The 12,940-nt window shown below is 71.3% G+C and carries 18 protein-coding genes and 1 pseudogene; 16 read left to right on the forward strand and 3 right to left on the reverse strand.

Annotation, left to right across the window (positions count from 1 at the left end):
- The 13 genes from ACNAW0_RS00545 to ACNAW0_RS00605 all read left to right on the forward strand — a co-directional run bounded on the left by ACNAW0_RS00545 (nucleotide 1) and on the right by ACNAW0_RS00605 (nucleotide 7,814).
- Nucleotides 1–804 (forward strand): DUF2637 domain-containing protein, encoded by an 804-nt coding sequence (locus tag ACNAW0_RS00545; protein WP_416285628.1) that lies wholly within the window; start codon nucleotides 1–3, stop codon nucleotides 802–804.
- 12 nt (nucleotides 805–816) lie between these two features.
- Nucleotides 817–1,206 carry a hypothetical protein gene (locus ACNAW0_RS00550; protein ID WP_416285629.1) on the forward strand — a complete coding sequence of 130 codons (390 nt, stop codon included), beginning with the start codon at nucleotides 817–819 and terminating at the stop codon, nucleotides 1,204–1,206.
- Between the two features lie 326 nt (nucleotides 1,207–1,532).
- Nucleotides 1,533–2,498, forward strand: a complete 966-nt coding sequence (locus ACNAW0_RS00555) for a recombinase family protein (RefSeq protein ID WP_416285630.1) — start codon at nucleotides 1,533–1,535, stop codon at nucleotides 2,496–2,498.
- A gap of 220 nt (nucleotides 2,499–2,718) precedes the next feature.
- Nucleotides 2,719–2,973 carry a hypothetical protein gene (locus tag ACNAW0_RS00560; protein WP_416285631.1) on the forward strand — a complete coding sequence of 85 codons (255 nt, stop codon included), beginning with the start codon at nucleotides 2,719–2,721 and terminating at the stop codon, nucleotides 2,971–2,973.
- A gap of 109 nt (nucleotides 2,974–3,082) precedes the next feature.
- Complete coding sequence (locus ACNAW0_RS00565) at nucleotides 3,083–4,171, forward strand: ParB/RepB/Spo0J family partition protein (RefSeq protein WP_416285632.1); 1,089 nt, start codon at nucleotides 3,083–3,085, stop codon at nucleotides 4,169–4,171.
- A 133-nt stretch (nucleotides 4,172–4,304) separates the two neighbouring features.
- Complete coding sequence (locus ACNAW0_RS00570) at nucleotides 4,305–4,484, forward strand: hypothetical protein (RefSeq protein ID WP_416285633.1); 180 nt, start codon at nucleotides 4,305–4,307, stop codon at nucleotides 4,482–4,484.
- Nucleotides 4,485–4,901: 417 nt separating this feature from the next.
- Nucleotides 4,902–5,378: a hypothetical protein gene (locus ACNAW0_RS00575; protein WP_416285634.1), complete on the forward strand. Its 477-nt coding sequence runs from the start codon at nucleotides 4,902–4,904 to the stop codon at nucleotides 5,376–5,378.
- The gene (locus tag ACNAW0_RS00580; RefSeq protein ID WP_416285635.1) at nucleotides 5,379–5,648 is read left to right on the forward strand and encodes a hypothetical protein; all 270 of its coding nucleotides are present in this window, start codon (nucleotides 5,379–5,381) and stop codon (nucleotides 5,646–5,648) included. It abuts the gene before it with no gap.
- Between the two features lie 3 nt (nucleotides 5,649–5,651).
- Nucleotides 5,652–5,792 carry a DUF6011 domain-containing protein gene (locus tag ACNAW0_RS00585; RefSeq protein ID WP_416285636.1) on the forward strand — a complete coding sequence of 47 codons (141 nt, stop codon included), beginning with the start codon at nucleotides 5,652–5,654 and terminating at the stop codon, nucleotides 5,790–5,792.
- Nucleotides 5,789–6,055, forward strand: a complete 267-nt coding sequence (locus tag ACNAW0_RS00590) for a hypothetical protein (RefSeq protein WP_416285637.1) — start codon at nucleotides 5,789–5,791, stop codon at nucleotides 6,053–6,055. Before ACNAW0_RS00585 ends, ACNAW0_RS00590 begins: the two co-directional genes overlap by 4 nt.
- A gap of 1 nt (nucleotide 6,056) precedes the next feature.
- Entirely contained in the window at nucleotides 6,057–6,467 is a 411-nt protein-coding gene (locus ACNAW0_RS00595) for a hypothetical protein (protein WP_416285638.1), read from the forward strand.
- Nucleotides 6,468–6,483: 16 nt separating this feature from the next.
- Entirely contained in the window at nucleotides 6,484–6,975 is a 492-nt protein-coding gene (locus ACNAW0_RS00600) for a hypothetical protein (RefSeq protein WP_416285639.1), read from the forward strand.
- A gap of 341 nt (nucleotides 6,976–7,316) precedes the next feature.
- Nucleotides 7,317–7,814, forward strand: a complete 498-nt coding sequence (locus tag ACNAW0_RS00605; protein WP_416285640.1) for a hypothetical protein — start codon at nucleotides 7,317–7,319, stop codon at nucleotides 7,812–7,814.
- Nucleotides 7,815–7,818: 4 nt separating this feature from the next.
- On the opposite strand, the gene ACNAW0_RS00610 is transcribed toward ACNAW0_RS00605, so the two are convergent.
- A complete protein-coding gene (locus tag ACNAW0_RS00610; RefSeq protein ID WP_416285641.1) occupies nucleotides 7,819–8,298 on the reverse strand; it encodes a hypothetical protein in 480 nt (159 codons plus the stop codon).
- A 632-nt stretch (nucleotides 8,299–8,930) separates the two neighbouring features.
- On the opposite strand from ACNAW0_RS00610, the pseudogene ACNAW0_RS00615 reads away from it, so the two are divergent.
- Nucleotides 8,931–9,029 (forward strand): annotated as a pseudogene (locus ACNAW0_RS00615) (IS6 family transposase); the annotation flags it as partial.
- A gap of 389 nt (nucleotides 9,030–9,418) precedes the next feature.
- Here the strand turns inward: ACNAW0_RS00615 and ACNAW0_RS00620 are convergent.
- Entirely contained in the window at nucleotides 9,419–9,640 is a 222-nt protein-coding gene (locus ACNAW0_RS00620; RefSeq protein ID WP_416285642.1) for a hypothetical protein, read from the reverse strand.
- Nucleotides 9,641–9,691: 51 nt separating this feature from the next.
- Here ACNAW0_RS00620 and ACNAW0_RS00625 point away from each other — a divergent pair, with 51 nt between their 5' ends.
- On the forward strand, nucleotides 9,692–10,177 hold the full coding sequence (locus ACNAW0_RS00625) for a TSUP family transporter (protein ID WP_416285643.1): 486 nt from the start codon (nucleotides 9,692–9,694) through the stop codon (nucleotides 10,175–10,177).
- A gap of 32 nt (nucleotides 10,178–10,209) precedes the next feature.
- Here the strand turns inward: ACNAW0_RS00625 and ACNAW0_RS00630 are convergent, their stop codons facing one another.
- Nucleotides 10,210–12,189: a heavy metal translocating P-type ATPase gene (locus tag ACNAW0_RS00630; protein ID WP_416285644.1), complete on the reverse strand. Its 1,980-nt coding sequence runs from the start codon at nucleotides 12,187–12,189 to the stop codon at nucleotides 10,210–10,212.
- Nucleotides 12,190–12,310: 121 nt separating this feature from the next.
- On the opposite strand from ACNAW0_RS00630, the gene ACNAW0_RS00635 reads away from it, so the two are divergent.
- The gene (locus tag ACNAW0_RS00635) at nucleotides 12,311–12,757 is read left to right on the forward strand and encodes a heavy metal-responsive transcriptional regulator (RefSeq protein WP_416285645.1); all 447 of its coding nucleotides are present in this window, start codon (nucleotides 12,311–12,313) and stop codon (nucleotides 12,755–12,757) included.
- Nucleotides 12,758–12,940: the final 183 nt, after the last annotated feature.

The raw sequence follows: 12,940 nt of genomic DNA on the forward strand, positions 1-12,940 counted from the left end.
GTGGTTCACGTGGAGAAGGTCGACGTGCCGGAGCGGCCGAGCAAGGGCGCGTGGGTGTCGGTGTGGCTGGCGTTCGGTGCCGGCATCGCGGCATCGCTTGCGGCGAACATCGCGCACGCCGGTGCCGGTGCCGGGGCGAAGGCGGTCGCCGGGTGGGCGCCGTTGGCGCTGCTGCTGTGCTCGGAGGTGATGACGCGGGTGCCGGCACCGCGGCACCGGCTGTTGAAGGCGGCGCAGGTCCTCGGCACGATCATCGTCGCCGGGGTCGCCGCGCTGGCCAGCTACCGGCACATGCGGGGCCTGGCCGTGGAGTACGGCGAGGACGACCTGACGGCGAACACGCTGCCGCTGTCCGTCGACGGCCTGGTGGTCGTGGCGTCGATCGGGCTGGTGGTGCTGTCGCAGCTGCGGCGCGCGGCGATCACGGCCGAGCGTGCCGCCGTCCTGGCCCGTGCCGCCGAGCAGGAGGCGTTCCTGGCTGCCGTCGCTGCGGCCCCGGTGCCGCCGCCCCCGGTGCCGGTGCCGCCGGCCGCCGTGCCGGTGCCGCCGCCGGACCCGGTGCCGCCGGACGGGGCCGACGAGAACGCGGCGGCGCGAAAGGTGTGGCGGGACTCCGTTGCGGCCGGGGAGCCGCTGACGGGCAAGGCGCTCGGCGACCGCTTCAAGCGGAGCGAGCGGTGGGGCCGGAACCGCATCGCGGAGGCGAAGGCGGAGCTCCAGGCCGAGCAGGATGCCGGCGGCGACGTCGCCGGCGAAACCGACCAGCAGGACGCCCGGGTGCCGGTCGGCGCCGGGGTCGCGTAGGAGGAGAGACAGATGGTGTCGATGGCGATGATCGCCGCCGAGCGGGCGGCGCGCTGGGACGACAGCCTGTACGCCTGGGTCATCACCCGGGACCGGGCCCACGAGCTGCGCGGCGGCGAGTCGGAGGTCGGGACGGCCGGGCCGCGCCAGGCGACGGAGGAGATGGTCGAGCGGGCCCGGACCGAGGGTCGGCCGTGGCGGATGCTCGACGAGGGCGACGTCGACGCGGGCCGGACGGGCGTCGGCCCGGAAGAGCGCGGCGTGGTGTACGAAGGGCTGATCTGGACGGCGGGGGAGCCCGGCGGCGACGAGGACTTCGGGCCGCTGTACGACTTCGGCACGCCGAACTACGGCTGCGTCGAGATCCAGTACCGCGACGGGGAGCGCTGGGATTCGTTGTAGTGGCGATCCGTCCGGTCGCAGTGGTTGAATGTGACCGACCCCGTCCCAGGGAGTCGTTCGGATCGCGGGACCGGTCAGAGGAGCCGTCGGGGGATAGCGCAATCTGACCGGGCCCGCACCGGGCACAAGAGCCCGGCACCCCGCTCAAGGGGTGCCGGGCTCTTGCGTGCCGGAGTTGCGCATCGGGGTGGGGGGTCACGGTGCCCGAGGCGCTTGAGTAACACGCCGACAACTCCTGAGTACCTGTACGTAGCACAGTGCCATGAGGCACTGCTAGCTTATAGGCCGGTCGAGTTCAGGCCGGCCTTCGCGTGGGGGAGCAGACAGTGCGGTGCTACGGGTACGACGAGACGGGAAGACAGATCATCGACGCCGAGGCGACGGTGATCCGTGAGGTCGTGAAGCGGGTTCTCGACGGGGACAGTATGCGGTCGGTCGTCGCGGACCTGCGGGCGCGGGAGGTCACGACGTCCGCCGAGCGGCCCTGGACCCAGCAGTCGCTGTCGCGGCTGCTGCGCAACCCGCGGCTGGCGGGGCTGAAGACGTACCACGGCGAGGTGGTCGGCGACGCGCCGTGGCCGGCGATCATCGACCGGGACACGCACGGGAAGCTGCTGGAGCTGCTGGACGCCCCGGAGCGGAAGCAGCCGCACGCGACGAACGTACGGAAGTACATGCTGTCCGGCGGCTTCCTGGTGTGCGGGTACCCGCTGCCCGACGAGAGTGGGCCGGGCACGCACATCGACGGGAAGCCGCTGTACACGCAGCCGAGCAACAGCGGCAAGCGCGGGTACGTGTGCCGGGCCGGCAGCCCCAGCTACGGGTGCGGGCGCATCCGGATCGCGGCCGAGAGCTTGGAGGAGGAGGTCGCCGCCCGGGCCCTGGCGCGGCTGGCGTCGCCGAAGGTGCGGGCGCGGCTGGAGCGTTCGATCGGCTCGGCGAAGGACGGCGGTGCGGCGATGGGGCAGGTGCTCCAGGCGATCGAGGACCGGCTGGCCGAGTCGGGCCAGGCGTACGCGCGGCGGGAGATCAGCCTGGTCACGCTGACGGCGATCGAGGCCGAGGCGAAGCGCGAGCAGAAGCAGGTGCGCGAGCGCCAGGCCCAGGCGGCGCGGTTGCAGGCGCTGCCGGCGACGACGCCGGAGGGCCTGTCCGAGTGGTGGGTCGACGCCCCGCTGGAGCGGCGCCGTGAGCTGCTGGCGCTCGTCCTGGACCGGATCATCGTGAAGCCGGCGACGCGGGCCGGCGTGGTGCACCTCGACGCCGACCGGCTTGAGTTCGTGTGGAAGTAGTGGGATGAGAGTGGTCCATATAGGGCTATCGGCGCTCGATCCGGAAACGTAACCACATTTCGAGATTCTTCTTTGACTGTCCACAGTTGATCTGTTGCCGTCCGTGTCGTCGTGCCTATGATCCCCTCTGTTCGATCCTTCAATGTCCCTGCATAGTCCGCCTACCTTGTGGGGTCACAGTGGGATGGCTAGCGCATGGAGACGGACGGGGAGCTGCACGGTGCATCGCAAGCGCACGATCGAGATCCAGAAGCTCGCGGAGAGGATCGAGGCCGAGCTGGCTTCGGGGCGGGTGGACAACGCCGACCTGAGCGACGAGCAGGCGAAGCAGGTCGTGGAAGTGCTGCGGCCGGCGCTGCCGGTCGAGCTGCCCAGCATGGCCCGCCGGGCGTTGCGCCGCACCGCGGTCTACGCGGCGGCCAGCCCCATGCTTCCGACGCTCCTCGCGTCGATGGCCTGCGCGTCGGTCGCGTGACGCGTTCCACGGTTTGGCGTACATAGATTATTGACGCCAAGATCGACTTTCGATTACAATGAATGTGTACGCACCGCGCGTACTGTGCACGTTCACTGTGGAGGAAGCGATGACCGCGACTGCTACCGCGAAGCGGCCGGCGAAGGGCAACAAGGGGCCGATGGTGCGGACCATCCCGGTCGCCAAGATCGAGGCGGACCCGGACCAGCCGCGCAAGCAGTTCACCGAGGAGGAGCTGGCCGAGCTGGCGGCGTCGATGCAGAAGCTCGGCCAACTCCAGCCGGTAGCCGTGCGCAAGACGGCGAAGGCGGGCCAGTACCGCCTGGTCGTCGGCGAGCGGCGCTGGCGGGCCGCCCAGCAGGGCGGCATCGAGGAGCTGCACGCGATGGTGTGGGAGATGGACGACGAGACGGCGTTCATCGCGCAGGTGGCGGAGAACGTCAACCGGCAGGACATGACGCCGATGGAGGAGGCCGCCGCCTACCAGCGCCTCGCGCAGGCCGGCTGGGAGACGGAGCGGATCGCCGAGCTGTTCGGCAAGAGCCAGCCGTACATCGGGTGGCGGATCGACCTGCTCGGGCTGATCGACGACGCGAAGCAGCTCGTCGCCAAGGGGCAGCTGCAGGTGGGCGTCGCCTGGTACGTGTGCCGGCTGTCGGCCGACCAGCAGCGGCGGTTCCTGGTGAAGTGGGCGCGGGGTGAGTTCAGGTCGGCGCGGGACGCCGAGGAGTTCGCGAAGGCGTGCAAGTTGGCGGAGGAGCAGGCCGGGTTCTTCCAGGTCGACGAGGAAGAGCACAGCGAGGAGAAGCAGGCGGAGGTCGTCGCCAAACGGAAGAAGGTGACGAGCAAGATCGACCGCCTGGCGGCGGCCGGCGAGATCCTGGCCGAGCTGGCGGCGATGGACGCGGAGGAGCTGGCGAAGGTCCTCGCCGGCGCAGACGGCGGCGTGGCGGCGTACCGGCAGCGGGTCGACCACCTGCGGACGGCGGCGGGGAAGGTGTCGGCGAAGCTGCGCAAGGCGCAGGCCCTGGCGGCGTCGGTGACGGTGGAGCTGGACCCGGAGGTCGTGGTGCAGGTGCCGGCCGAGGTGGTCGATGTGACGTCGGTGGGACCGATCAAGGTGGACCCGAACTGCACCTGGGAGGGCCACGCCAGCGCGGTCGACGAGGCCGGGTTCTGCCCGGTGTGCCAGCACTGAGCTGAGCGGCCGGTGACTGTGGACGCCCCGCGGGCTAACCCGCGGGGCGTCCCGCGTCCCGGCGATCCCTGTGCGGGTGCAGTGGGAGTGCGTATGCTCCGGGCGTGGGCGGCTGTTCGCGTGGAGAGCCCTGATGCCGGTCGTCGGGCCGATAGACCTGCCGCCCTGCTGGATCTGCCGGCGCGGCCGGGTCCGGGTGCGCCGGGGCGACCGCGACCCGGTGGTGCTGTGCCTGGCCTGCGACGGCGGGCCACTGGTGGACAAGGCCCGCCGGGTGCTCTCCGACGACCAGCGGCGGGCCCTGAACCTGTGAGGCGGCCTCACCGTGCCCGCGGGCTGTACGGTCGCAGTTTGACCGTGCGTGCTCTGTCAGATACAATGTTTATGTACGACCCCGGCTGTTGGAGGCGATTGGTGCGAGGCGAGTGGTCACGGTCCTGTGGGCGTGGCCGCTGCCGTCCGGGCTGGCCCGCCTGCGGCAGTCGATGCGGCGAGCGCAGGCCGAGCTGCACAGGCAGGCGCGGATGCTGAACGCGGTCCCGCTCGGGCCGGCGACCTACCAGGTCGCCCGACGTGCGGTGTTCGACACCCACGCCGGTCCGGCGCTCGTTGCGGAAGTCAGGGCAGCCCTGCTGCCAGAGCAACCGAACGGAGAGGGGGCCACTGTGCCCGCAAGCTGTACGGCCGCAATGCCGAACTGCGGCCACCGAGACGCGCGAGGTGAGATCGCGTGAGTCGGGACACGAAGATCGAAGAGGAGGCCCGCCAGGTCAAGGCGGCCCTTCCGGGCTACCTCGCAGTCCGCGACCTGGCCACCGCGGCGCTGACCACGATGGCGGATGACCTCGGCCTGGACCTGGGGGACCGGGACCGGCGCGACTTGGCCTACGCCGTGGTCGACGCGATCGACAAGGCAGTCGAGCTGCGCGGCATCGCGTTCGCATGCAGCGTCGCCGACATGGAGGTGGCCGCCAACGAGCGGTACCTGCTCACGCCGGCGAGGGAGAAGGCCAAGACCGACCCCGAGACCCGCAACGTGCTCGGCCACCTGGAGCAGCACGCACAGGGCGCGGAGAAGGTACGCAACGAGCTGACCGAGCGGCTGGCCCGCGTCGGCCGGGAGTGGCTGGCGAAGCGCCCGGCGGCGGCGATCGTGCCGCTGGCGGTACCGGCCGAGGCTCGCACCGAGGCGAAGGCGGCGGCGTAGGTGGCCGATGAGCCGCAGACGGCGCGGGACCGGGCACTGGCCCGGGCCCGCGCCACCCGGCGTGAGACGGGGGACGAGCCGCCACCGCACCGGGGTCGGCCGATGGTGGCCCGGCCGCCGGCGGACGCCCCGCCGGTCGACGACCGGGTGGCGACCCTGGCCACGAGGTACCTCGTCGACGGCTACAGCGCCGACGAGGTGGCCGAACGGCTCGGGGTCGACCGCAGATGGTGCCGGGGGATCGCCGCCCGGCTGCGAGGAGGGAGGTAGCCGATGACCGACCAGGTGGCGGCCACCGAGGAGCCCGTGGAGTGCGAGGACTGCGGACGGCCGCTGCGGACGCCGCGAGCCCGCGCCGAGCGGCTCGGACCGAAGTGCCGCCGCAAGTGGCTTGCGATGGGAGGAGCAGCGTGACCGCGATCGTGCGGATCCAGGAGGGCCTGTACACGCCGATGGTGGAGGCGAAGGCGGTCCTGCCGCTGCCGCCGCTGCCAGACGTCCGGCCCATCGACGTCGCCGGTGGCGGCGAGATCGTCGAGATGGAGCTGCTGACCGTGCGGGGTCCGGCCTCGGTCGTCGCGTCCGCAGTGGACGCGCTGGGCGCCTACCTGGACGAGCTGGTCCCGGTGATCGGGAAGCTCTACGACGACCACGAAGGGCCTCAACATGGAGGTTGAGTTGCAGCTGTTCACGAACCGCTACCAGCGGTTCAGGCCCGACCAGGGCGCGCCGGTCCGGACGACGGTCGGCAAGCCCCGGTTCCAGTTGCCGTACGACGTGGCCGGGTTCGCCCGGCTCCTCGCGCCGACGTACGGGATGCTGCGGATGCAGGAAGGGCCGTACCGGCTCATCTACCTGGAGCGGCTGGAGGCCGCGGGGGTGGATCTGATCTCAGAGCAGTTGGCGGAGATCGCGGACGCGGCCGGCAGTGACCGCCTGGTCCTGCTGTGCTTCTGCGACCTGAACGTGCCACCGCCGGACAACTGGTGCCACCGGCGCATGTTCGCCGCGTGGTGGGAAGACCAGACCGGCAACGAAGTACGCGAGCTGGACCGGCGGCGCGAAACGCCGGCAGCGACCTTGTTCTGACGACGAAGGAGTTCACGTGGAACTGACTCTTGACCGACCGGAGGCGAGCGTGCCGCTCGACTTCGACACGGCGCTCCAGCCCGGCGAGTCCGGGTACTTCTCCGGGGAGTGGCTGGAGTACGCGCACGACGGCGGCCGCCGGTTCGAGTCGGCGTATGCCGGCACGCTGGTCCGGCGGTGGAACGGCTGGGCGGTGTGGTCCTGCACCCGCGAGGTTGCCGAGGCGATCGTGACCGACCAGGAGATGTCGCGGCGGCACAACCGGGTGCTGCTTGCGCACTCGGGGCTGTCCGGCGAGAAGCTGGAGCGGTACCTGGACCAGGACGTGCCGCCGATGCGCTGGGAAGGCGACGTGATCGTGGTCGAGCGCGAGGCGCTCGACGAGGAGGACCTGCGCATCGAGCCGGACGAGCACGGCCGGTACGTGGTGATGGGCGGCCACTGGATGTGGGAAGAGGTGCCGGTCGACGCGGCCGACACGGTGCACGGGGTCGCTGAGCGACCGTAGCCGTACAGCTGGGGGCCGGTGCGCTGCGCCGGCCCCCTTCGCTTGGGCAAGATCAACGATGTTCCCGGCGGGAACACCGCCGGGAACAGACGGCCACAAGCGGCCACAATGGAACACGAGTAGACACATGCTGAGCAGGAGCGATAGAATTTGCCCAGCTCAGCGGGCTGCTTCGTGGGGGTTCAAGTCCCCCCTCGGACACCAGTCTTCGTGCGGGATCACGGGAGCTCACCACCCTGGTGGCTCCCGATGAGGACTCCGTGTAGCACTCGTACAGACATCGATGACCGGGTCTCCCGGCGTCTCACGCTGAGGCCGGGCGCCCGGCTCCGGCGGTCGCCATGACGGCCGCCCGGCAACCGCCCCGACGCCGGCTCGACGAGCAGCTCATCGGCGCGGTCATCCCCACCCCGCTTCCTCGCCCGGCACCGCCACCAGCTCCGATGCCGCAGCTGCCCGGAGCCTTCCCAGCTGCGCGGGAACCGGTCGATGAGCTTGTTTTCGACGTGGCACGGCCGGACGCCGACGGCCGGGTGGCGGCCCGAGCGCTGCTGCAGGCGCTGCGCTGGCCCGCCGGTCACCGCCTCCACATCGACGCCACCGGCGGCCTCCTGCTCATCACCGCCGCGCCCGACGGGACGCATGCAGTCGGCACCCGTGGGGCACTACCTCTGCCCACCGCGGCCCGGCAACTCTGCAGCATCAACCCGCATCGGCCGGTGCTGCTGGCGGCGATCCCGGCCCGCGATCTGCTCATCGTGCACCCCTCGAACACCATCACGCGGCTCCTCGCCGACCTGCACGCCGCCGTCCTCGGAGGCCCTTCTCATGCGGGCTGATCCGTCACGCATCGTCACCGCCCAGCAGATCCTGGCGTACCTCGGCCTCACCCCGGCCGACCTCGCCGCTCACCCCGACCCGGCGGCGCGTATGCCGACGCTCGCCGAGTACATACCGCGGGTCGCGGCCGCGGCCAGCCCGGGCACCCGCCGCACCTACGGCACCTACTGGAACCGCATGGCCGCCGCGCTCGGCCACCTGCGGCTGGACGAGGTGACCGCCAGCGACATGGAAGCCCTCATGCGTCAGGTCACCGCCACCGCCCGCACCCGACGCACCGGCCGGCAGGGCCGCCACGCCGGCGAGCACGTCATCGCGGCCGCCCGCGCCATATATCGCCGGGCCATCGCCGACGGCTACCTCACCGCCGCAGACAGCCCCGCCCACCGGGTGGCCAAACCCCGCCGGCTGCCCAATCCCCGCCGCGCCCTCACACCCAGCGAACTGCAGGACATCAACCTTGGTGGCGCGCACCAGCGGCAACGACGTCGTCCTCGACGCACTGCTGCTGCGCCTGCACACCGAAACTGCCTGCCGACGCGGCGGCGCACTCGCGCTGCGCTTGGTCGACCTCGACACCCGCCATTGCCTGATCCGCCTCACCGAGAAGGGCGGCACCCCTGCGATGGCAACCCATCACCCCGACCCTCGTCGAACGCCTCCTCGAGCACGCCCACGCCCGCGGCGCGGTCCTCCCTACCGACCGGCTGCTGCAATACCGCAACGGCCACCCGATCAGCAGCCGCCGCTACGACCACCTGTGGAGGCGGATCGGCGAACGCCTGCCCTGGGTGGCCGCGCAGGGAATCTCCATCCACTGGCTGCGCCACACCACTTTGACGTGGGTGGAACGGCACTTCGGTTACGGTATTGCCCGTGCCTACGCCGGGCATACCGACCGTCGTGGACCCGCCACGACCACCTACATCAAGGCGGACCTCAGCGCCGTCGCCGCCGCTCTGGCTGCCATGACTGGCGAACCCCACCCGCTTGCGCCCACTACAGCGCAAGTTCGTCGTTCGCGTTCATCCCCCGGTCCGGCCGACGTGTGCAAGCGCCGAGATCAGCCGACACAGGCCACGGGTCGGCCGTGCGGCGATCCCCGTTGAACAGCGATGCAGAACCTGCGCCGCGGGCACTACGAACTCGCCATCGACGCCCCGCCGGCTACGCGAGTCGCCGCCGCGTTCACCGAACTCGCCCAAGCGATCTGACCGCGGACCCGACCCGGGTTCAACATGTCCGCCGATCCGACAACGTACTGGCGCCCACTGGCCTGACCGCGAGCGCCGCGCCGCATCCTGTCTGGTGGAGCTGGTGTTCCGCTCCCGGCGGTGGGGCCCGCCGACCCGGTCTCGGGTGAACCGCGGTTGACCCGCCGCCAACGGTCCCTCCCTATTGGTGTTGACCGCCTGTCACGGGGAGGACACGTTGACCGTGTTCGTTACCACAGCTGCGTATCCCGTTGTGCGCCCGCCGCTCACTGCCGCCGTCGCATCCGATCGGTCTGGATCACAGCTGCGTACCTCGTTGCACGCCCGCCGCTCACCGCCGCCGTGGAGCCCGGTCGGTCCGACTATGAACGGCCGTGTCCTTAGTCTGGTCACCGCCCCGGCGGGGGTGGCCCGGTGAGCGGCGGCCTGTTCGGCGCGGTGGTCGTGGCGTCGGTGGCGGCGTTCGCGTTGGCGTGGTTGTCCGCGGTGGCCGGCTTCGGTGGCGGGGTGCTGCTGCTACCGGTGTTCACTGCGTTGTTTGGGCTGCGGGTGGCGGTGCCGATGTTGACGCTGACGCAGCTGTCGAGCAACGGCGCGCGGGTGTGGTTCAACCGGCGGGACGTGAACTGGCCGCTGGTGGGCTGTGGTTCGCTCTTGGGGCGGTGCCGTGCGCCGTCGCGGGGGGACTGCTGCTGGCCCACGCCCCGCTCGGGCCGCTCAAGCGGGTCCTCGGCGTTTTCCTCATCGCGGTGGTGCTTTGGCGCCGAGTCAATCCCCACCCGCGGCGGCCCGCGGACCGGGCGTTCGTCGGGGTGGGCGCGGGATCGGGGCTCGGGTCGGCGCTGCTGGGATCGGTGGGACCGCTGACCGCTCCGTTTTTCCTCGCCTACGGGATGACCCGCGCCGCCTACATCGGTACCGAGGCGGCCAGCGCCCTGGTCATGCACACTGCCAAGATCGCCGCCTACGGTGCTGGGAACCTGCTCACCGGCACCGTGCTCCTCTACGGCCTCGCGTTGACCCCGGCGACCCTGCTCGGCGCGTGGGCCGGTAAGAAAGTCATCGGACGCATCAGCGACCGACTGTTCGTGACCCTGGTCGAGATCGGCCTCGTCGCAGCCGGCGTGCTGTTCCTCCTCGGCTTCTGACCTGCCGCCCGCGCCATTCGCGCTTGTCAGATTCAGCGGTGGCGTAGCAGGCGTGCGGAGTTGGCGAGGATGCCGAGGTCGGGTACGGATTGGGCGGCTGCGGCGAGCATCACTGGCAGGATGCCGGTGGCGGCGAGGGTGAGGCCGAGGGCGTTGTAGCCGGCGGTGAAGCCGATGTTGACGCGGATCGCGCGGGCGGTGCGGCGGGCGATGCGTACGGCGTCGGCGACCAGGGTCCAGTCGTCGCGCATGAGCGCGATGTGGGCGGCTTCGATGGCGATGTCGCTGCCGGCGGCGCCCATGGCGATGCCGACGTCGGCTTGGGCGAGGGCGGGGGCGTCGTTGACGCCGTCGCCGACCATGACGACCCGGTGCCCGGCGGTCTGGTACTCGCGTACGACGGCGATCTTGTCTTCGGGGAGCAGGTTGGCGCGGTAGGCGATGCCCAGACGGTCGGCCAGCGGCGCGGCGGTCTGGGTGTTGTCGCCGGTGAGCACTTCGATGCGGGTCAGCCCGAGTCGCCGTAGTTGGGTGAGGGTGGTCTCGATCTCCGGGCGCAGGGTGTCGGCGGCGGCCAGCACCCCGATGAGTTGGTCGTCGGAGGTGACGGCCAGCAGCGTCTTCCCGGCGGCGGTCAACTGGCGTACGTGCGGGTGGTCGGCGGCGTGTGGCACCATCCGCAGTCCGCCGACGGTGACGGGCGTGCCGTGGATGCTGGCGCGCACGCCGTGGCCGGGGATGGCGGCGAAGTCGTCCGGCTCGGCCAGCGGCAGGCCGCGGTCGGCGGCGGCCGCGCGTACCGCTGCGGCGAGGGGATGCTCGGAGTAGCGTTCCGCCGAGGCGGCGACCGTGAGCAGGTCGGCCTCGGTGCGTCCGTCCAGGGGCACGATGTCGGTGATCTGTGGCCGGCCCGGGGTCAGGGTGCCGGTTTTGTCGATGAGCAGCACGTCGGCCTTGGCGAGCAGTTCCAAATATCGGCCGCCCTTGATGAGCAGGCCGCGCTGCGCTGCGGCGCCGACGGAGGCGAGCACGGCAACCGGGGTGGCCATCGCGAACGAGCAGGAGCAGGCCACGACCAGCACCGCGGCGGTGGCGAGGGTGTTGCCGGAGAGCAGGTACGTGGCGGCGGCCACGACGGCTACGACGGGCAGGTAGTAGGCGGAGAACTTGTCGGCGATGCGCTGCACCGGCGCCCGGTGAGTCTCGGCCTGCTCCACCATGGCGATGACCCGGCCGAAGGTCGAGTCACGGCCGACGGCAGTGGCCTGCACACGCAGCGCGCCGAGGCGGGCGAACGAGGCAGCGAACACCCCCTGGCCCGGACCGGCCTCGACCGGCATGGACTCGCCGGTAATCGCGGCTTGATCGATGGTGGCGTGCCCGGACAGCACGGTGCCGTCGACCGGGACCTGCTCGCCGGGCCGGACCACGACGATTTCCCCGACGCGGACCTGCTCCACCGGCACGTCGACCTCGACGCCGGCACGCTCCACCCGGGCGGTGCTCGGGGCGAGGGCGGTCAGTTCCCGCACGGCGCGGCGGGCCCGTTCCGTGGTGAACCGCTCGGCGTAGTTCGCCACGTGCATGAACAACACCACCACCACGGCGACCGGCCACTCGCCCACCGTGAGGGCGGCGATCACGCCGACGGTCATCAACGTGTGGGAGGTGACCCGCCGTCGCCACGCCGCCCGAGCGACGTTGGCGAAGATCGGGAAGCCGCCTGCGGCGACGAGCGTCAGACCCACCCAGAACGGCACCCGGTCGGTGAGCCGGTCGAACACCCCGAGCCATTCGCCGACCACGACGACCAGCAGCACCAGGCCCACCACCAGGCCGAACAGGGTCAGCACCGGCCGGGCGAACCCGAAACGGCCCGACGGACGGTCCGCCGGCGCGCATCCGTCGTCGCAACCGCAGCCGCCCATCTCGGGGGCCGGTGCCACGGCCGTGACGGGCAGCACGACGTCGCGTTTCGGCGACGCCGAAGGTGGTGGAAGCGTTTGGCTCATGGCAGCCCTCCCGGCACTCGCCCCCGCCGGCGACGGCCAGACGGGGTATTCGTTCATGCGGTTACGCTAAAACTTGGAGTCGACTCCAGAATCAACCCCGATCGGGAAGACGATCAGTGACATGCCCGACACCATCACACCGCGGACGACTTGGACGATCACCGAGGTAGCCCGCCGGACCGGCGTCACCGCCGACACGATTCGCTACTACGAGCGCATCGGCCTGCTGCCCGTCCCGCAGCGCACCGCCGGCTCTCACCGCCGTTACGGACCGGCCACCCTTGACCGGGTTCAGTTCATCCAGGGCGCGCAGCGGCTCGGCCTGACCCTTACCGACATCGGGAACCTGCTCGCCGTACGCGACACGGGCACATGCCCGTGCGAGCCCGCCGCCGGCCTGCTGCGGCGACGCATCAGCGACATCGACGCCGAGATGAGTCGGCTCGCCGCCCTCCGCGCCGAGCTGGTCACCATGGCCGACGCCCTACCCGCCGAAAGCTGCCCCAACCCCAGCCCAGGAACGTGGCAACCACCCCTGGGGCTGTCCCCAACCAGCCGGAGCGCTTGATGCAGTAGAAGGGCAGACAGCCCAGCAGGCCAGCGCCGACGTCGGCTCGGGCTGCGGACCGGTTTACCCGCCAACCCCGGCCCCCAGCCCTGCCCGATACCGTGTGGATCAACAAACCCGCAGATCTGCGGCCTGCCCATGCCCAGGTTGGTCGGTTTGTCCTGGGCATGGGCATAGCCCGAC

The organism is Micromonospora sp. SL1-18, assembly GCF_047921505.1.
Taxonomy (GTDB): domain Bacteria; phylum Actinomycetota; class Actinomycetes; order Mycobacteriales; family Micromonosporaceae; genus Micromonospora.

What these genes read in the sequence shown, in the direction of transcription:
- ACNAW0_RS00605 (WP_416285640.1), top strand. Translation starts at nt 7,317, where the DNA reads ATGACGGCCGCCCGGCAACCGCCCCGACGCCGGCTCGACGAGCAGCTC.
- ACNAW0_RS00585 (WP_416285636.1), top strand. Translation starts at nt 5,652, where the DNA reads ATGACCGACCAGGTGGCGGCCACCGAGGAGCCCGTGGAGTGCGAGGAC.
- ACNAW0_RS00565 (WP_416285632.1), top strand. Translation starts at nt 3,083, where the DNA reads ATGACCGCGACTGCTACCGCGAAGCGGCCGGCGAAGGGCAACAAGGGG.
- ACNAW0_RS00630 (WP_416285644.1), bottom strand. Translation starts at nt 12,189, where the DNA reads ATGAGCCAAACGCTTCCACCACCTTCGGCGTCGCCGAAACGCGACGTC.
- ACNAW0_RS00635 (WP_416285645.1), top strand. Translation starts at nt 12,311, where the DNA reads ATGCCCGACACCATCACACCGCGGACGACTTGGACGATCACCGAGGTA.
- ACNAW0_RS00550 (WP_416285629.1), top strand. Translation starts at nt 817, where the DNA reads ATGGTGTCGATGGCGATGATCGCCGCCGAGCGGGCGGCGCGCTGGGAC.
- ACNAW0_RS00570 (WP_416285633.1), top strand. Translation starts at nt 4,305, where the DNA reads ATGCCGGTCGTCGGGCCGATAGACCTGCCGCCCTGCTGGATCTGCCGG.